Here is a 16,486-nt window from a genome sequence, read left to right on the forward strand (position 1 = left end):
AAAGCATCGGGATGGTTCGGGGCGGGATAGCGATCACCCAGGAAGTGACTAGACGCTGGTATGCCCGAGCGCATGGAGCCAAGGCGAGTAGAGCGCTTGGAAGAAAGCAGCCGAATAAGAGCTTTGACCTAGTGTGCCAAGAAGCCCCGAAGTTCTATATGCGATTTTTCTCGACCAGCCGTCTGTAATGCTCGCCCAATGCTGTAAGCCTGCATGACTTATATTCCATTGCAGCATTCCACATGTGAGAAGCATCTATAGGGCTTAATAAATTCAAACGATTGAATTTCTGTAGGATCGCAAATATCCGATTGTTTTCGGGGTTGGGTGGGGGCATACCGGCATCTCGCCCTTTCATTTCAGGCTCAAATGTGGGATCAAGCTTGAAAAAAAACCCTGGCGCTGGGAAAAACTCTGAAATTCTTCGCAGTTCGTCTATCGGAATAGCGGGGGCTGATTTTCTCAAAGAAACAAACTGCTTAACATTTGTTTTAAATACAGGCCGTTGCTCCCATGCACCTAAAGACTGATCAATGTGAGCATAAACACTGCCTGGAGTAATATCACCCGTAAGATTAGCCGCACTGCCGTGTAGCGCATCTATGAGCAACGTTGTGAAAACGCCGCTTCCATTTACTTCAGTTGCATACTGATCTTTGGTTGATGCGGTTAACACAGTAAGGCCTTCAGACAGTGAGGTTAGCTGATCAACGCCTGGAGCGTCCCCAGCAATTCCAGAATGACAACTATCAAGAATAACTATCTTATTTTTTGCAGGCGATTTATTTGCATAGGTAAGAATCTCAGACAATGAAACACCTTCATCTCCTCGACTAGAATCCGTGGTCAACAAATAACCACCGGTGGCTTCAATATGCCCATGCCCAGCAAAGTAAAACAGTGCTATATCCGCATCCACCTCAAATAATTGCTGAATGCTATCTTTCAAAACACCCCTGTTAACTGGATCAGCTGGCCCCGTACCAGTTAATAAGCGGCAGTCAAAATTTACAGCACCACCATCATGCCGCTCTAGAACGGCTTTTACTCCATGGGCATCGTTCACACACCCATGCAATGATCCTCCATGTGCATAGTAGTCAACTCCTACAATAAGCGCGATACGCATCTGTGATCACCTTTCATAAACTGTCAATGAAATCGCTGATAGCATCCCACGTCCATACTTTGGTATTAACACCGACTAAATTAGTCCTATCATCTTTATAAATCCAAATGCCTAGAATTTTTTTACCCTCCTCTTTTGCACAAGCAATTTCCCATTTTTGCCCCGATGAAGTTAACGAGTTTTTGCTAACAAGAGCAATAACTCCGTCCGAGCGCTTAATACGAGTACGAACTTTCTGTTTCCAATCAGAGTCATATGCCTCTTTCACTGACATATCTATATATTCAAAAGGAGATTTGGTGTTTAGCGACTGCCCCTTCAACAAATCTCTTTGCTTTTCATCTTCAATTGAAAAAGCCACAAAAATTGTTTTCTTAGCGTTCATTCTTACTCTCCAAAACAAGGTTTGAATTGCTCATTACTGTTTTAGCAAAATAAAGACCAAAACAAATACTAATGAGCAAGCGAATAAATCCTATTATATCCTCACAAGAAACTAACTTTTATCCTTCTTATTCACGACTGGCTCTTGACCCCTTTTAACGTATTCAGTGGTTGGCGGTGGCGGGGGAGGTGTTTTGTTGTTGTTTTGGATTTTTTTATCAGTCTCGCTCATTTTGAAATCTCCATACAAATAGTTAAAAATGCGACGACAGTTAATCCCCAAGCGCCTATTGAAAGCTCTTGATAGGCTAATTCAAGATTTTTTGACTTTACGTCGATTGCTCTTGAAACCTTCTCCAATGTATCAACATAACAGTTGTAAATGTATTCTGACTGGGTGCCTATATCAACCACTGAAAGATACTCTGCAGCCGCCCTACTGCGCGGTAGTACAGGACAATCGCCAATTCGCAGCGCTAATAAAGAATGTCCCCATGCACAAGCTATCGATATTGACGCCATTAGAAAAGCGCAGAGAACAATCCATCCAACAGGGCTGCTCGGGTGAAATATAATACCTTTGCTAATCCCCGCGACAGCAGTCACTCCGCCGATCAAGACAGACACGAATGTTAAAAATTTTTCGCACTTATTTTCGAAGTGATCAAACCGCGCTTGCTCTTCACTGTAACGATCCCTTAGATACTCAAGAGTTATATTCATACTAGAACCAAGAAGCCTAAATAATAACTTTATTAAAAGCCTTAAACCCAGAAAAGAAATTGATTACTAGATCAACTCATTAAACTCATCCTCTTCCTTGTTAGAGTCTTTTTTCTCCAGCCTACGTATAAGCCAGCCAGGCGGAACCATACCGGAAAGACCAGAAATAATATTTTCACGATCAACATTAAGATCTAACAGCAAGTCAATTATCTCCACGGCCTTATCCGCATGAATATAGCGACTTCTTCGAACACCCTGACTAGAAACTTTCCTATTGATATTCAGTACATTCTCTAAAATATCATTTAAAACGTCATTATCGGTTCGATCCGGCGTACTAACCTCATCTGGACGAGACTTTATCTCTTCAAGTTTTACATTGAAATCGTCCCACATTGCCTCGAAAATTTTCTGAAGAACTGTTTCTTGTACCGCTTCGCTTTCGAGGCGCTTATTAATAGACTTTATTAAGTCTAAAAGATGTTCTTTTGTAGTAACTGTATGATGCAAATGACTTAGAGGCGAACTGCTTTCAATATCTCTAATACTGAGATCAACAAGGAATGTACATACTCTGTTCTCAGACATACCTTTAGACAAGGCACCTGCTTCAAACAGCAGCCAAGGATTAACTTGGTTTTCCTTTGTAACAAATATAACTCCCTGATTACAGCCCGCTAACTGTGAATACACTTCGCCAAGCCAAATACTTCCTCTATCAATATCCTTTGAAGATATCCAAGGCTGGGCTTTTTGAATAACACATGGCAGCCATTCAGAAAAAAGCTGTGCAGCGGCAAGGCTTTTTTGCCCAGACCAGCTCAAAAAAACTTTCAACATCACCCCCTTAAATACTACTTGACCGAATATTAAATAAAACGCAGTAGCATTACGCAATTTCAATTATTAGCAGATAACACCCTATGCCGCAGCAAACGCTTTACTTGTAACTATTTACTAGTAAAAACAAAAATCAGGTCAATGGAAAATAATACGTGTATATCCACACCCCAGATGAGCCAAGAGGCAGTGATAGCTAGACGCTACTATTAGACTTTAAGACTGTCTAGCAAACGTGTCGAAAAAGTGTCGAAATCAAAGCGAAGAAAAGCGGATCAAAGCAGTGGTGAGTCAGCTAGACCCCAGGAATAGCAAGGCTTTGCAGGATAACGCAGGCAGAAACAGAGGGCTCGATTTCCATCGTCCGCTCCAGATGCTTAACGAATAAGCCCTGCGTATGCAGGGCTTTCCGCTTCTACCACTATGCCCACCTACTCCGGCTGCAAATCAAACAGCGCCTTGCCGCTTTCCATATCGCAGGGCGTGGAGAAGTGTTCGTGCATGATCAGCCAGCGTCCGTTCTGTTGGCGCAGGCACTGGGTTACGCGCATCCAGCAGCTCTGCATCTGGCCTTTGTCGTCACTGCCGCCGCAGTGCAGCAGGTAATGCGCCACGCCCATTTCACCGCTGGCGATAAAGCTGGGGTCGTGGGGTTCGAACAGGGTCGGGCCGCTGCACATTTCCATACAGGCCTGCCAGTGCGCCTGGTAGGCGGCCCGGCCGACGAAGCGCAGCGGGCCGATGGCGTCGTAGGCCACTACGTCTTCGCTGTAGTGAGCCATGATGCGCGCCACGTCCTTGCTTCTGCAGGCCTCGGTCCAGCTGTCCAGGGTGGTTTGCAGCGCGGTGTGTAAGTTGTGATTGCTCATGCCGGTTTCCTCCTTGTGGGTGCTTCAAGCCTTGTGGGCGCAGCATTCATGCTGCGCCGCGGGCTGTTCGTACTCGTCGTGCAGGCGGGTCCAGTTCAGGCCCTTGCCGTCCAGATCGGGCATGCCGTCCCAGCCTTCGCCACGTCCAAAGGGGGTGAGGTCGAGGTAGTGGAAGCTGCTCATCAGCATTTCCAGGCCGCGGGCGTAGCCGGAGTAGGTGTGGAACAGCTGGTCGCCGTCGCGCAGAAACACGCTGACCCCGGGCTGCTCGCCCTGCACGTGGTAGTCCAGGCCCAGGCGCTGCAGCTCGGCCTTGTCGCGATAGTTGTATTCGACCGGAGCGACGCTCTCGTCGGCAGTGGCCTGGTAGTCGTAGTTGAAGCGGCTGCCGTAGGAGCTGTACCAGGGCAGGGTCCAGCCCATGCGGCGCTTGAAGGCTTCGAGGTCGGCCAGGGGCGCGCGCGACACCAGCACCAGGGTGGTATCGCGGGCATGCAGGTGGGCCTGGTGGCCGATATTGTCGACCAGGCAGGAGCAGCCGTCGCAGCCCTCGCCGCGGTCCATGTGGTACATAAAGTGGTAGACGATCAACTGGCTGCGCCCGGCGAACAGCTCGAGCAGGCCCACTTCGCCCTGGGGGCCCTGGAAGCGGTAGTCCTGCTCCACGGCCACCATGGGCAGACGCCTACGCGCCCTATTCAGGGCATCGCGCTGACGGGTCAGGGCCTTTTCCTGCTCCAGCAGGGCCTTGCGCGCCACCAGCCACTCTGTGCGGCTGACGACCGGGGGAAAGTAACTGCGGTCCATGGCAAATCCTCCATTGGGATGATGGTTAACCGCCCCGAACTGCGGCCCTCGGGGCTGGGTGTTGTCGGCTGGGCAACTAGGTGCCTTAGCCCTCGCGAACCTGCAGCGGAGCCTGCTCGACCTGCAGTTCGCGCACCGGGCGTACTTCCACACAGCCGACCCGCGCCGCGGGGATATGCCCGGCCAGTTGAATGGCCTCATTAAGGTCGCGGGCCTCCACCAGGTAGAAGCCGGCCAGTTGCTCCTTGGTTTCGGCGAAGGGCCCGTCGGTGATCGACAGCTTGCCGCCGCGCATGCGCACCGTGGTGGCGGTCTGCACCGACTGCAGGGCTTCGGCGGCGAGCATGCGGCCGCTCTGCCCTACCGCCTCGGCGTAGGCGAAGCACTCGGCGTCGTGGGGGCTGTCGGGGGAGCTGTGCAGCTCCTGTTCTTTGGCATAAACCAGGCAGAGGTATTTCATGGCGAACTCCGGTTCCTTTACGGGCTGAGTATTGGATAGTCGAGCGCGGCGCGTGGCGTTCGACAAGCGCGGAAAAAATATCGCTGCGGCCGACGAATGGTCGCTGTCTTGGCTGTCGCGTGCGTTTACCGCATGCAGGCCCGGCAGCCAATGTCTCGGTGCGCGCGGCGCACCCTAGGTTTCTAGTTCGGCCAGGCGCTGTTGCAGCAACTGTCGATCCGGCCCCTGCTGGGCCAGTTGCAAGGCGCGCTGGTAGGCCTCACGGGCCGGGGCGATGCGGCCCAGGCGGCGATTGAGATCGGCGCAGGCGGCGTGGGCCAGGTGGTAGTCCGCCAGTTCGCCGTTGGCCAGCAAGGCCTCGATCAGCGTCAGACCGGCCTCGGGGCCCTGCTCCATGGCCACCGCCACGGCGCGGTTGAGTTCGATCACCGGCGACGGGCTCAGGCGCAGCAAGGCATCGTAAAGCCCGACTATCTGCGCCCAGTCGGTCTGCTCGGCGCTGGCGGCCTCGGCATGCACGGCGGCGATGGCGGCCTGCAGGCTGTAGGCCCCGAAGCGCCGCGAATGCAGGGCCTGCAAGACCAGGGCCTCGCCCTCGGCGATCAGCGCGCGGTCCCACTGGCTGCGGTCCTGCGCCTCCAGCAGCACCACCTCGCCGCTGGCCGTACTGCGCGCGCTGCGTCGCGACTCATGCAGCAGCATCAGGCCCAGCAGGCCCATCACCTCTGGCTCGGGTAGCAATTGCAACAGCAGCCGCGCCAGGCGAATGGCCTCGTCAGACAGCTGGGTGCGGGTCAGCTCGGCACCGGAACTGGCGAAGTAGCCTTCGTTAAACACCAGGTAGATCACCCGCAACACCGCATCCAGGCGCTCGGGCAATTCGCTGCGCCCCGGCACTTCATAGGGGATACGCGCGTCGCGGATCTTCGCCTTGGCGCGGACGATGCGCTGCGCCAGGGTCGCGGGGGTGGTGAGAAAGGCGCGGGCAATGTCCTCGGTACCCAGGTCGCAGACTTCGCGCAGGGTCAGGGCCACCTGGGCATCGCTGGCCAGTGCCGGGTGGCAACAGGTGAAGATCAGCCGCAGGCGGTCGTCTTCGAGCAGTTCGTCGTCCGCCAGCACCGTCGCGTCGGGCAGTTCGGGCTGCTCGTCGAGGGGCTGAAAGCGGCGCAGACGGCGCAACTGGTCGATGGCCTTGAAGCGCCCCGCCGACACCAGCCAGGCCCGCGGGTTGGCCGGTATGCCCGTCTCTGGCCATTGCTCCATGGCCGCGCGAAAGGCTTCGTGCAGCGCCTCCTCGGCCAGGTCGAAATCCCCCAGCAGGCGGATCAGGCTGGCCAGCACCCGGCGCGATTCGGCGCGATAGATGGCGTCGAGCTGGGCTCGTTGAGCGTCGTCCATAACCTCCCCCGCAACGCATTGGTGGGATGTCGTAGCCCGGATGCAATCCGGGGAAATTGGCTGATGCCTCCCCGGATTGCATCCGGGCTACGGTTTCTGGCTTAGCTTTTCAGCCGATAACCGGTCTTGAAGATCCAGCCCACCGCCAGGATGCACAGCAGCAGAAAGCCGAGAATCATCCCCAGGCTGAGTACCACATTGACATCGGAAACGCCGTAGAAGCTCCAGCGGAAGGCGCTGATCAGGTACACCACCGGGTTGAACAGGGTCACCGTCTGCCACACCGGCGGCAGCATGCTGATGGAGTAGAAGCTGCCGCCGAGGAAGGTCAGCGGCGTGACGATCAGCGCCGGCACGATCTGCAGTTTTTCCCAGCCATCGGCCCAGACGCCGATGATAAAACCGAACAGGCTGAAGGTCAGCGCGGTGAGCACCAGAAAGGCCAGCATCCAGAACGGATGGAGAATTTCGAAATCGACAAACAGCCGCGCCGTAACCAGGATCACCAGGCCGAGGATGATCGACTTGGTCGCCGCCGCGCCGACATAGCCGATGAGGATTTCCAGATAGGACACCGGGGCCGACAGCAGCTCGTAGATGCTCCCCGAATACTTGGGCATATAGATGCCGAACGAGGCATTGGAAATGCTCTCGGTGAGCAGCGCCAGCATGATCAGCCCCGGCACGATAAAGGCCCCGTAGCTGACGCCCTGGATCTGGGTCATGCTCGAACCGATGGCCGAACCGAACACCACGAAATACAGCGAGGTGCTGATCACCGGGGTGGCGATGCTCTGTAGCAAGGTGCGCCAGGTGCGCGCCAGCTCGAACAGTAGATGGCCTTGATGGCATACAGGTTCATACGCGCGACTCCTTGACCAGAGACACGAAGATTTCTTCCAACGAACTCTGACTGGACTGCAAATCCTTGAAGTCGATACCGTGCTGGGCCAGGTCCTTGAGCAGCTCGGCGATGCCGGTGTGCTCGCTTTGCGCATCGAAGGTGAACACCAGGGCATGGCCCTCGTCCGCCAGTTCCAGACGGTGGCCGCTCAGCTCCGCCGGCAGGTTGTTCAGGGGTTGCTGCAAATGCAGGGTCAGCTGCTTCTTGCCCAGCTTGTGCATCAGCACCTGCTTGTCTTCCACCAGAATGATCCGGCCCTTGCTGATCACCCCGATACGGTCGGCCATCTCCTCGGCCTCCTCGATATAGTGGGTGGTGAGGATAATGGTCACCCCGCGCTCGCGCAGGCCGCGCACCATGTTCCACATATCGCGGCGCAGCTCGACGTCGACGCCGGCGGTGGGCTCGTCGAGAAACAGAATCTGCGGCTCGTGGCTCAGGGCCTTGGCGATCATCACCCGGCGCTTCATGCCGCCGGACAGCTCGAAGATCTTCGCGTCGCGCTTGTCCCACAGCGACAGGTCGCGCAGCAGCCGCTCCAGGTAGGCCGGGTCAGGCTTTTTGCCGAACAGGCCACGGCTGAATTTCACCGTCGCCCAGACGGTTTCGAACACATCGCTGACCAGCTCCTGAGGCACCAGGCCAATCTGCGAACGGGCCGCGCGGTAGTCCTGGATGATGTCCTTGCCACCCACCAGCACCCGCCCGCCGCCCGGATTGACGATGCCGCAGACGATGCTGATCAGGGTGGTCTTGCCCGCGCCGTTGGGCCCGAGCAAGGCAAAAATCTCGCCCTGGCGAATATCCAGATCGATCTGCTGCAGCGCCGGATGGCCGCTGGCGTAGGTCTTGCTCAGTTGCTGAATCGAGATCACCGGTTGCACGGGAGGGCCTTGCCTGAAGAAAAGAAAGGCAGAGTGTATGAAAACCCAGGCGAGGTGCAACGGTCGGTTTGCCTAGACAGGAGCGCGCTTGTTGGCTGCAGGGCGTGGCGATGCGGCCCGAGTGGCCGCGCCCCCTGGCCTATCACCTGGCTAGCAAAGGCGCGCAGGGCGTCGAGGGGCGAAGCTGAAGATATAGTGTCCGAAGTGACGGGACGCTTATTCGCATGCACCCACCTAGTGGCGTACCCGGTTGCTCCTGCGGGTATTGGCATCTGATGGCCGGCCCTAACGAGGCGGACTACAATCGGGCTCTTTGGCGACACCCCTGGAAGAAGGAAACGAAATGTATATCGGAAGGATTGCCGAACTGACGGGCTGTACACCGAAGGCGATTCGTTTGTACGAAAGTCTCGGCTTGCTGCCCGAGCCGGGCCGCCGCGGCACGTACCGTTTCTATACGCCGCACCATGTCGACATCGTGCGGATTATCCGCGTGGCGCAGTCCGCAGGGTTCAAGCTGTCCGAACTGGGCACACTGATCGAGGAAAAGAACCGGCAGAATCGCTTCCCGCTCGAACTTGCCAATGAAGGTATCGAAGCCAAGCGCCTGCAAGTGCAGGCGCAGGTTGCAGCGCTAAAAGCGCTTGATCAGCGACTCATCGAGTTGAAGCGCGACATCAATGTGCTATTCGCCCAGGCCCCACAACCGACTTGCACGACCTAAACCCGAGCCGGCCTTTCACTCAGATAGGCAAAGGCCATTCTTAGCGCCTCTTCCGGAGGCCGTGGCTTATAGCCCAGCTCGGCCCGTGCCTTGGCGATGCTGTACTCCTGCTTGATGCCATAGAACATCCGCACCTGGCTGACCAGCAGGTTTGCAGGCGCACCGGTGATGTGCGCCACGCGCTCTTTTAGCCAGGCCACGCAGAGCAGCAACCACTTGGGTGCCCGGGGAGGCAGGCGATAGCCGGGCGTGACCGCGTTGGCGGCATCGACGAGCGAAGCCAGCGGGGACGAGTGCTCATTGGCCAGGATGTAGCGATGGCCGGGCCTTCCTCTCGTCGCAGCCTGGATCATGCCCTCTGCTACGTCGCGCACGTCCACGAAATTGAAATGGAAGTCGGGATCGAGGGGAACCTCGCGTTTCTGCACTGAAGCGAGGAAGTTCATCGTGTCGGTGAGGCGGAGTGCATTAGGGCCGATCATCGCGGACGGGAGAACCGAGACCATCCACAGGCCGTGGGTCTGCGCCGCATGCCAGGCGGCTCGTTCCGCGAGGATCTTGGATTTGAAGTAGGCGTTGTGCTCTTCGGCGCTCCAGTCGTCTTCGGTCAGGGGCTGCCCATTCTGGCCGACCGCCGCGACCGAGCTGACGTAAACAATCCGCTTCACGCCGGCCTCGGCGGCGGCTGCCAACAGGATGCGGGTACCGTTGACATTCGGATCGATGATCTCTGCCTGCGGGTCCTTCGCCCAGTGCTTGAACACGGCGGCGACCTGGTAAAGCACGTCCACGCCCTCCAGTGCTTTGAGCATGGCCGCCTTGTCCTGCAGCTCTGCATACACGAGCTCGCATGCGAGGCCCGCGAACGGTGCGCGGTTGTCGAGATCGCGCACGCCGGCCCGCACCCTTTCGCCGCGCTCAAGCAACGCTCTCACCAGCGTGTTGCCGAGATGGCCGTTGGCCCCCGTTACCAGACACAAGTTGTTCATCGTGTTTCCTTGTCCTTTTAGGCTTAACCATGATTAGGCCGAGGAACGATAAGGTCTGTCCCATGGGGCAGAGTCAACCCAGGTAACACAGAAACATTGAGAGGGAAGATAGTCGGCTGCCGCTCACCCCAAGCAGCCTAAAGCCCCATTGCGGGCGCTCCCGCAGCACTGCCCACGACTGTTCGCTATGCCCGTGGGTAGGTTGATGCAGCCCAACGGTTCGAAATACGCTACGTCCTACAGCTGGCTACCCGGAGCCGCTAAAGCCCCCTGCCTGTCGCGCGGTTCTGCGTTTGTCTGCGTATCCAGCAACTGATTGAAGGCCTCGATGCTTAGCGGCGGATAGTAGTAATAGCCCTGCACTTCATCGATACCCTCGGCCTGGACCAGTTGCAGTTGGGTGGCGGTCTCCACCCCTTCGGCGGTGGTTTGCAGCGACAGGGCCCGGCACAGCCCGGCGATTGACGACAGCAGCGCCCGGCCGCGGGGTGACTGCTCGAGGTCAGAGATAAAGCTGCGGTCGATTTTCACTCGATCCAGCGGCAGTTCCTTCAAATAGCTCAGGGATGAGTAGCCGGTGCCGAAATCGTCCAGGGCAATGCGAAAGCCGGCGTCACGCAGGGCCTGCAGGCGTTGGCGGGCGAAGGCGGCATCTTCCAGCAGAATGGATTCGGTGACCTCCAGCTCCAGCGCCCCTGCAGGGGCTGCGCACTGCCCCATGCTGTCGCACAGCACCGTTAGCAGTTGCTCGTCGCGCAGTTGCCGCGCGGACAGGTTGATCGCCAGCGTCAACGGCCAGCCGCGCTCTTGCCAGTCGTTGAGCAGCACGGCGGCCTCACGCACCAGCCAATGGCCGATCGGTACGATCAGGCCCAGTTCTTCGGCCAGGGGAATAAAGGTATCTGGTGCAACCCGGCCGAACTCAGTGGTATCCCAGCGCAGCAATGCCTCGGCCCCGACAATCCGCTGGTCGCTCAGGCGGACCTTCGGTTGCAGCGCCAGGCTCAGCTCCTGCTGAGCCAGCGCGCGGCGCAGCAGGTTGGCCAGTTTGACCCGGTGCAGCAGCTGTTCGTTGAGTTCCGGACGGTACAACGCGTAGCGATTGCGCCCTTCGCGCTTGGCCACATACATGGCGGCGTCGGCATGGCGCAGCAGGTCGCCGGCCTCCTCGCCGTGTTCGGGTGCCAGGGCAATGCCAATGCTCGGCGTCGCGGTGAGGATGTGGCCGGCAAAATCCATGGGTTCGTTGAGCGCCTTGATCAATTTGTCGGCGACCCGCAGTACTTCCTCCTGGCAGTGCAGTTCCAGCAGCACCACAAACTCGTCGCCGCCCCAGCGCGCCACCAGATCGCCCTGGCGCAGGGTGTGCTGCAACCGCGTGGCAACCTGCTGCAACAAGGCGTCGCCGATATCGTGGCCGAAGGCGTCATTGACCTGTTTGAAGTCATCCAGATCGACGAACAACAGCGCCAGGTAGCTGTCGTTCTGGCGGCACTGCAGGGCGCGCTGCAGGCGCTCCTGAAATTGCAGACGGTTGGGCAGCTGGGTCAGCACATCCAGGCGCGCCAGGTGCTGCAGGTGATCCGCGGCGCGGCGACGTTCGCTGATGTCGCGCAGCGACAGCACCAGCTGGCCGAGCTGTTGGTCGCGGGTGCGTACCAGGGTGCTGGTCAGCTCGATGGGCATGCGTTGGCCGTTTTGTCGCAGGCAGGTCAGCTCACCTTGCCAGTGATCGGTGCTGCTCAGCGTCAGCCAGGGGCAGCGGTCGTCGCTATCGAGCAGCAGTTGCTCCAGCCGCAGCTCGGGTAATTGCGCGGAGCTGATCCCCATAAGGTCGAGAAAGGCGGCGTTGGCTTGCAGCACGCGCTTGTCGCTGGCCAGTACCGCGCAGGCATCGCGGTTATTGGCGAAGGCCGCAGCCAGCAAGCGCAGATGCTCCTCTGCCTCGCGCTGGCGGCTGATGTCCTTGCAGGTGCCGGTGATGCGCTGCGCCAGGCCGGCGGCGTCCCGCTCCACCGCGCGGCCCTGGGTTCTCAGCCAGTGCCAGGCCTCGGTAGGCGCACTGCGCACGCGAAACTCCAGGTCGTAGTAGTCGCATTGGCCGCAGAGGTGGTCATCCCAGTCGCGCAAGGCTGCGCCTTGATCGTCCGGGTGCAGGCGTTGCACCCACTCGGCCCAGGGCAGGGTTTCGCACAGGGTTTCGCCCGGCTGGCTGGAGAAATAGTGCAGGCGCATCAGGTTGTCCTGCGCCTGCCACTCCCAGATCAATTCACCGCTGCCCCATAGCGCCAATTGCAAACGACGCTGATCTTCCGAGGCGGCCAGGGCCTGTTTGAGTTCGATGGTGCTCTGGTACAGCTCGCGGGACTTTTCCGTGAGCAACTGCTCGGCGGTCTTGCGCGCCTGGCGTTCGCGGTCCAGGCGACGCTGCCAGAGCTCTTCGCTCATGCCCGGGTCATCTCGAAGCGGGTCGCACTGATGCCATCACTAGCGGGCAGATCCTCGCGGTGTATACGGATGGTTTCACCGTAATGGCCGATACAGCCACGGATCAGGCCTTCGGCGAGGTCGGCCAGGCCGCGGCTGGAACGGTAGATCAACACCAGCCGCTGCTCCGTGTGTTCGGTGGTTTCAAAGGTGGGTAACTGCGCCTGCGGATAGAGCTTGTGCACCTCCTGGTGGACATGCCCATCGACACTGGCCAGCAGGCTAAAGGCGTCGTGGCAGTGCTCAAGCATCTGCGGGTAGAGCTCGACAAAGCGCTGGAACAGGTGCTCGCCATACACCTGTATCAGCATCGGCACGCTACTGCCGGTCAGCCGGGCCAGGGTCGCCACCAGCGCCTGCATTTCCTCAAACGGGTAATAACCAACGGCGGTGTAGGCACCATTATTGGCGAGCGGGGTTTCGGTCAGCATCTGGTCCGCCAGCTCGGGCGAATAACGCTGCTCGACCATTTCCAGAAACTCGGTGAATACCATGCCCAGCATCATTCGTCCCTTCTGGTAAACAGGCTATAGAGGGTATAGATGGCAGCATGACGACCGACAAGTGCGGCTATACCAGACAGGACAACCCGCTCACCAGCCTTCGACAGAACCACCCCTGCCCCCATCGCTTCGAGAGGAGACGCAATATGGACCGATTCACCGGCGGTTGCCTATGCGGCAATGTGCGCATCGAGGCATCGGGACGGCCCTACCGGGTCGGCCTTTGTCACTGTCTCGATTGCCGCAAGCATCATGGCGCGCTATTTCACGCCTCCGCGGTGTTCCCTCAAGACGCGGTGACGATCACGGGCGAAACCCGCGATTACGCCGGGCGATTTTTCTGCCCCAACTGCGGCTCCTCGGTGTTCGGCCGCATCGCGGACGAAATCGAAGTGAACCTGGGCACCCTGGATGCTCCTGACCAGCTGCAGCCCACCTACGAACTCTGGACCATCCGCCGCGAGTCCTGGTTGCCGCCGCTCCCGCTCAGCAAGCACTACGAGCGTGATCGTGATGCCTCGGGTCGCCTTGAGGAGTAGCTGGGCGTCCCGCCGTTCCTAAGGTTTGCTGGGCATTCGCGGGTGGGTTGAACGCGGCGATGAAATCCAGCAAACAGCCGCAATTGGCACAGCAACGTTGAGCGGTCATGGATGCGGCTGCTAGGCTGGAGCTGCTTTTACGCAGACAAGGAAATAGACCATGGTTCTTCGTCATCACCTCACCAGCCTTACCCTCCTCGCCCTGCTGGCCGGTTGCAGCTCGCAGCCGTCGCCACAATCCGCTGCCGAAATCCGCGGCGACTGCAGCGTCGACAAACTCAGTGGCGTGCTCGGCCAGACCGCCAGCGTCGCGCTGATCGAGCAGATACAGCAACAGGCCAACGCCAAGACCCTGCGCGTACTCGCCCCCGGCGACGCCGCCACCATGGATTACAACGCGCAGCGCCTGAATATCGATATCGATGAAAGCGAAGTGATTGTGCGCCTGACCTGCGGCTGAGCTAGCACCAACGACTGCGCGTATCTGCCGTGCGAATACGGCACACTTGGCTTACGTATTCCCCAGGCCTGATCCGATGCTGATCGATGAAGAACTCACCCTGAAAAAGCTGGAAATCTTTCTGGCCTTTATGCGTAGCGGCAACCTGACGCGCGCCGCCAGCGAGCTGAATACCAGTAACGTCAGTGTTCACCGTGCCATTCATTCGCTGGAGAGCGCCCTGCGCTGTCCGCTGTTCAAGCACGAAGGGCGCAACCTGATCCCCCTGGAAAGTGCCTATGTGCTGGAGGAGCGGGCGCAGAAGCTGGTCCAGGATGTACTTGAGAGCGTGCGCGTGACCCGCGAAGCAGCAGGCTTTTCAGCCGAACGCTTCAAGCTCGGCGCGCTGTATTCGCTGACGGTAAAAACCGTACCGCTGTTGATCATGGGACTGAAACTGCGCCGCAGCGAGCTGAATATCGACCTGATTCTCGGCTCCAACGTCGACCTGCTGTACAAGCTGAAAAACGTCGAACTGGACGCCATTCTGGTGGCGCTCAATGACAGCGTCAGCGACCCCGATTGCGAGCAACTGCCCCTGTTTGCCGATGATATTTTCCTCGCCGTACCGGTCGACTCGCCCTTCGCCATGCAGGCCGAAGTGGATTTGGCGGACCTGCGCGACTCGACCTTTATCACCCTCACCCAGGGTTTCGCCACCCATCAGGACGGCGCGCGGGTATTTCAGCAGGCGGGCTTCGAGCCCAAGGTGGCGATGCAGGTGAACGATATTTTCACCCTGCTCAGCATGGTCAGTTCCGGGGTGGGTTACGCCTTGCTGCCAGGGCGGATTGCCGCGGTGTACGAAAACCGCGTGCGCCTGATCCCGCTGCAAGCCAAGTACCACCTGCAACAGCACATCGGCGTGGTGTTTCTCAAGGCCAAGGAACGCGATCCGAACCTCTTGGCGCTGCTGGCCGAATGCCGGATGTACAGCCGCCAGTCGTAGGGGCCGCTTATACGGGTTCACCGTGGTGCGCACAGCGCACCCTACCGGCGCGCCGAATGCCGTCTATACGCCATCAATTGTAGGGTGTCGCGGGGCCACCCAGGCCATGCGACGGCTACAGCGTCAGCCGTCGCATGGCACACCCTAGCGGAAGAAAAAGCCCGCCAAACGGCGGGCGAAGGCTCAGCCGAATAGGCCGCGCATGAGAAAGTACAACAGCGATGGGCCGAGCAGGCAGCCCAGGGCGGTATAGAACGCCGCGGTAAGACAACCATAGGGCACCAGCTTCGGATCGGTTGCCGCCAGGCCACCGGCCACACCGCTGGAGGTACCCATCAGGCCACCGAAAATCACCGCACTGCGTGGGTTGTTCAGGCCGATAAAGGGCGCAATAAAGGGTGTCGCCACCATCACCAGGATCGCCTTGACCAGACCGGCAGCAATCGACAGCGCCATGACTTCCGAACTGGCACCGATGGCCGCCCCCGTCACCGGCCCGACGATATAGGTCACCGCACCGGTGCCTATAGTGGTCAGGCTAACCGCGTCGGTGTAACCGAAGGCCATGGCCACGCCGACCCCGGCAACAAATGAAGCGCCCACACCGACAAATAACGCCAGCACCCCGGCAAAACCTGCACGCTTGAGCTCTTCAACGCTTACGCCAAAGCCAGTGGCAACAATGGCAAAGTCACGCAACATGGCCCCACCGAGCAGGCCGACCCCGGCAAACAGCGGGATATCCACCAAGCCCTTAGTCCCGCCGGTGTAGGCACCACCGATATAAGACAGCAGCAGCCCCAACAGGATGGCAATCGCCGACCCGTGCAAACGGCCTTTGGTGAAGGTGTCTGAGATCCAGTAGGACACCCACATGGTGAGGCCGATAATGGCGAAACCGCTGAGCAAGCCGTAACCGGAGAGTACTTTCATTAAGGATTCGTACATGGCGATCACCGTGGCGCTTTAGTCAGAGGGGCAGTTGCGGTCTCTTCAGGCTTTTTTTGCCCGACCCGACTCAGCACGGGAACCAGAGCAAAGGCCACGACCACGGCGGCCGTACCGGCGAGAATCGCCATCGGCCCGCCACTGAGGGCACCGTAGACATTCTGCTGGGCGGCCATGGCGACCACGATGGGGATATAGATAGCACTCCAGAACGCCACGCCTTTTTCCGACGTTGCGTCGAGTATTCCGCGCTTGTGCAGGTAACTGCCCAGGAAGATCAGCAGCATCATGGCGATACCGACACCACCGACGTTGGCAGGTACGCCAATCATTTTGCCTAGCAGCTCTCCGATAAAGATGCCTGCCAGGGTGCAGAAAGCCAGAAAGGCCACACCGTAGATAATCATTGTTTTTATCCTCGTATTACGCATCGAAGTTGTTGTT

The 16,486-nt window shown here is 58.3% G+C and carries 18 protein-coding genes and 1 pseudogene; 4 read left to right on the top strand and 15 right to left on the bottom strand.

Translation table 11 applies throughout. The features are described 5' to 3' along the window. Window positions 1–154: 154 nt before the first annotated feature. From VMP31_RS12705 to VMP31_RS12750, 10 genes and pseudogenes are all read right to left on the bottom strand, one after another. Window positions 155–1,129, bottom strand: coding sequence for a caspase family protein (locus VMP31_RS12705; protein WP_325507638.1), 975 nt, complete (start codon window positions 1,127–1,129; stop codon window positions 155–157). Window positions 1,130–1,142: 13 nt separating this feature from the next. Then, complete coding sequence (locus VMP31_RS12710; protein WP_325507640.1) at window positions 1,143–1,514, bottom strand: TIR domain-containing protein; 372 nt, start codon at window positions 1,512–1,514, stop codon at window positions 1,143–1,145. A 227-nt stretch (window positions 1,515–1,741) separates the two neighbouring features. Then, on the bottom strand, window positions 1,742–2,236 hold the full coding sequence (locus tag VMP31_RS12715; protein ID WP_325507642.1) for a hypothetical protein: 495 nt from the start codon (window positions 2,234–2,236) through the stop codon (window positions 1,742–1,744). 66 nt (window positions 2,237–2,302) lie between these two features. Continuing rightward, window positions 2,303–3,142, bottom strand: a complete 840-nt coding sequence (locus tag VMP31_RS12720; RefSeq protein ID WP_325507644.1) for a hypothetical protein — start codon at window positions 3,140–3,142, stop codon at window positions 2,303–2,305. 368 nt (window positions 3,143–3,510) lie between these two features. After that, entirely contained in the window at window positions 3,511–3,948 is a 438-nt protein-coding gene (locus VMP31_RS12725) for a YybH family protein (protein WP_325507646.1), read from the bottom strand. 24 nt (window positions 3,949–3,972) lie between these two features. Continuing rightward, on the bottom strand, window positions 3,973–4,755 hold the full coding sequence (locus VMP31_RS12730; protein WP_325507648.1) for a DUF899 domain-containing protein: 783 nt from the start codon (window positions 4,753–4,755) through the stop codon (window positions 3,973–3,975). 85 nt (window positions 4,756–4,840) lie between these two features. Further along, window positions 4,841–5,215, bottom strand: coding sequence for a YciI family protein (locus tag VMP31_RS12735; RefSeq protein ID WP_325507650.1), 375 nt, complete (start codon window positions 5,213–5,215; stop codon window positions 4,841–4,843). 174 nt (window positions 5,216–5,389) lie between these two features. Beyond that, complete coding sequence (locus VMP31_RS12740; RefSeq protein WP_325507652.1) at window positions 5,390–6,616, bottom strand: RNA polymerase sigma factor; 1,227 nt, start codon at window positions 6,614–6,616, stop codon at window positions 5,390–5,392. Between the two features lie 101 nt (window positions 6,617–6,717). Continuing rightward, window positions 6,718–7,478: pseudogene (locus VMP31_RS12745) on the bottom strand (ABC transporter permease). Further along, on the bottom strand, window positions 7,475–8,404 hold the full coding sequence (locus tag VMP31_RS12750; protein ID WP_325507654.1) for an ABC transporter ATP-binding protein: 930 nt from the start codon (window positions 8,402–8,404) through the stop codon (window positions 7,475–7,477). The pseudogene VMP31_RS12745 and the gene VMP31_RS12750 overlap by 4 nt, the downstream one beginning before the upstream one ends. Window positions 8,405–8,747: 343 nt before the next feature. Here VMP31_RS12750 and VMP31_RS12755 point away from each other — a divergent pair, with 343 nt between their 5' ends. After that, window positions 8,748–9,128, top strand: coding sequence for a MerR family transcriptional regulator (locus tag VMP31_RS12755; protein ID WP_325507655.1), 381 nt, complete (start codon window positions 8,748–8,750; stop codon window positions 9,126–9,128). Here VMP31_RS12755 and VMP31_RS12760 read toward each other — a convergent pair. The 3 genes from VMP31_RS12760 to VMP31_RS12770 all read right to left on the bottom strand — a co-directional run bounded on the left by VMP31_RS12760 (window position 9,125) and on the right by VMP31_RS12770 (window position 13,110). Continuing rightward, a complete protein-coding gene (locus tag VMP31_RS12760; protein WP_325507657.1) occupies window positions 9,125–10,117 on the bottom strand; it encodes an NAD-dependent epimerase/dehydratase family protein in 993 nt (330 codons plus the stop codon). The two genes, VMP31_RS12755 and VMP31_RS12760, sit on opposite strands and share 4 nt — an antisense overlap. A 237-nt stretch (window positions 10,118–10,354) precedes the next feature. Next, window positions 10,355–12,565, bottom strand: coding sequence for a putative bifunctional diguanylate cyclase/phosphodiesterase (locus VMP31_RS12765; protein WP_325507659.1), 2,211 nt, complete (start codon window positions 12,563–12,565; stop codon window positions 10,355–10,357). Next, on the bottom strand, window positions 12,562–13,110 hold the full coding sequence (locus tag VMP31_RS12770) for a heme NO-binding domain-containing protein (protein ID WP_325507661.1): 549 nt from the start codon (window positions 13,108–13,110) through the stop codon (window positions 12,562–12,564). Before VMP31_RS12770 ends, VMP31_RS12765 begins: the two co-directional genes overlap by 4 nt. A gap of 143 nt (window positions 13,111–13,253) precedes the next feature. On the opposite strand from VMP31_RS12770, the gene VMP31_RS12775 reads away from it, so the two are divergent. From VMP31_RS12775 to VMP31_RS12785, 3 genes are all read left to right on the top strand, one after another. Further along, window positions 13,254–13,646, top strand: coding sequence for a GFA family protein (locus VMP31_RS12775; protein ID WP_325507663.1), 393 nt, complete (start codon window positions 13,254–13,256; stop codon window positions 13,644–13,646). A 160-nt stretch (window positions 13,647–13,806) separates the two neighbouring features. Continuing rightward, complete coding sequence (locus VMP31_RS12780; protein ID WP_325507665.1) at window positions 13,807–14,106, top strand: I78 family peptidase inhibitor; 300 nt, start codon at window positions 13,807–13,809, stop codon at window positions 14,104–14,106. A gap of 76 nt (window positions 14,107–14,182) precedes the next feature. Continuing rightward, complete coding sequence (locus VMP31_RS12785; RefSeq protein ID WP_325507667.1) at window positions 14,183–15,094, top strand: LysR family transcriptional regulator; 912 nt, start codon at window positions 14,183–14,185, stop codon at window positions 15,092–15,094. 183 nt (window positions 15,095–15,277) lie between these two features. Here the strand turns inward: VMP31_RS12785 and madM are convergent, their stop codons facing one another. Together madM and madL are read right to left on the bottom strand one after the other, a co-directional pair. Beyond that, window positions 15,278–16,042 carry a malonate transporter subunit MadM gene (gene madM / locus VMP31_RS12790; protein ID WP_325507669.1) on the bottom strand — a complete coding sequence of 255 codons (765 nt, stop codon included), beginning with the start codon at window positions 16,040–16,042 and terminating at the stop codon, window positions 15,278–15,280. A 5-nt stretch (window positions 16,043–16,047) separates the two neighbouring features. Then, window positions 16,048–16,449 (bottom strand): malonate transporter subunit MadL, encoded by a 402-nt coding sequence (gene madL, locus VMP31_RS12795; RefSeq protein ID WP_325507671.1) that lies wholly within the window; start codon window positions 16,447–16,449, stop codon window positions 16,048–16,050. Window positions 16,450–16,486: the final 37 nt, after the last annotated feature.

Source organism: Pseudomonas sp. (assembly GCF_035512415.1).
GTDB lineage: Bacteria > Pseudomonadota > Gammaproteobacteria > Pseudomonadales > Pseudomonadaceae > Aquipseudomonas.

Coding starts and splice junctions, on each gene's coding strand:
- VMP31_RS12730 (WP_325507648.1), bottom strand. CDS start 4,755: ATGGACCGCAGTTACTTTCCCCCGGTCGTCAGCCGCACAGAGTGGCTG.
- VMP31_RS12765 (WP_325507659.1), bottom strand. CDS start 12,565: ATGAGCGAAGAGCTCTGGCAGCGTCGCCTGGACCGCGAACGCCAGGCG.
- madM (WP_325507669.1), bottom strand. CDS start 16,042: ATGTACGAATCCTTAATGAAAGTACTCTCCGGTTACGGCTTGCTCAGC.
- VMP31_RS12755 (WP_325507655.1), top strand. CDS start 8,748: ATGTATATCGGAAGGATTGCCGAACTGACGGGCTGTACACCGAAGGCG.
- VMP31_RS12760 (WP_325507657.1), bottom strand. CDS start 10,117: ATGAACAACTTGTGTCTGGTAACGGGGGCCAACGGCCATCTCGGCAAC.
- VMP31_RS12785 (WP_325507667.1), top strand. CDS start 14,183: ATGCTGATCGATGAAGAACTCACCCTGAAAAAGCTGGAAATCTTTCTG.
- madL (WP_325507671.1), bottom strand. CDS start 16,449: ATGATTATCTACGGTGTGGCCTTTCTGGCTTTCTGCACCCTGGCAGGC.
- VMP31_RS12710 (WP_325507640.1), bottom strand. CDS start 1,514: ATGAACGCTAAGAAAACAATTTTTGTGGCTTTTTCAATTGAAGATGAA.
- VMP31_RS12705 (WP_325507638.1), bottom strand. CDS start 1,129: ATGCGTATCGCGCTTATTGTAGGAGTTGACTACTATGCACATGGAGGA.
- VMP31_RS12775 (WP_325507663.1), top strand. CDS start 13,254: ATGGACCGATTCACCGGCGGTTGCCTATGCGGCAATGTGCGCATCGAG.
- VMP31_RS12740 (WP_325507652.1), bottom strand. CDS start 6,616: ATGGACGACGCTCAACGAGCCCAGCTCGACGCCATCTATCGCGCCGAA.
- VMP31_RS12735 (WP_325507650.1), bottom strand. CDS start 5,215: ATGAAATACCTCTGCCTGGTTTATGCCAAAGAACAGGAGCTGCACAGC.
- VMP31_RS12715 (WP_325507642.1), bottom strand. CDS start 2,236: ATGAATATAACTCTTGAGTATCTAAGGGATCGTTACAGTGAAGAGCAA.
- VMP31_RS12725 (WP_325507646.1), bottom strand. CDS start 3,948: ATGAGCAATCACAACTTACACACCGCGCTGCAAACCACCCTGGACAGC.
- VMP31_RS12770 (WP_325507661.1), bottom strand. CDS start 13,110: ATGATGCTGGGCATGGTATTCACCGAGTTTCTGGAAATGGTCGAGCAG.
- VMP31_RS12780 (WP_325507665.1), top strand. CDS start 13,807: ATGGTTCTTCGTCATCACCTCACCAGCCTTACCCTCCTCGCCCTGCTG.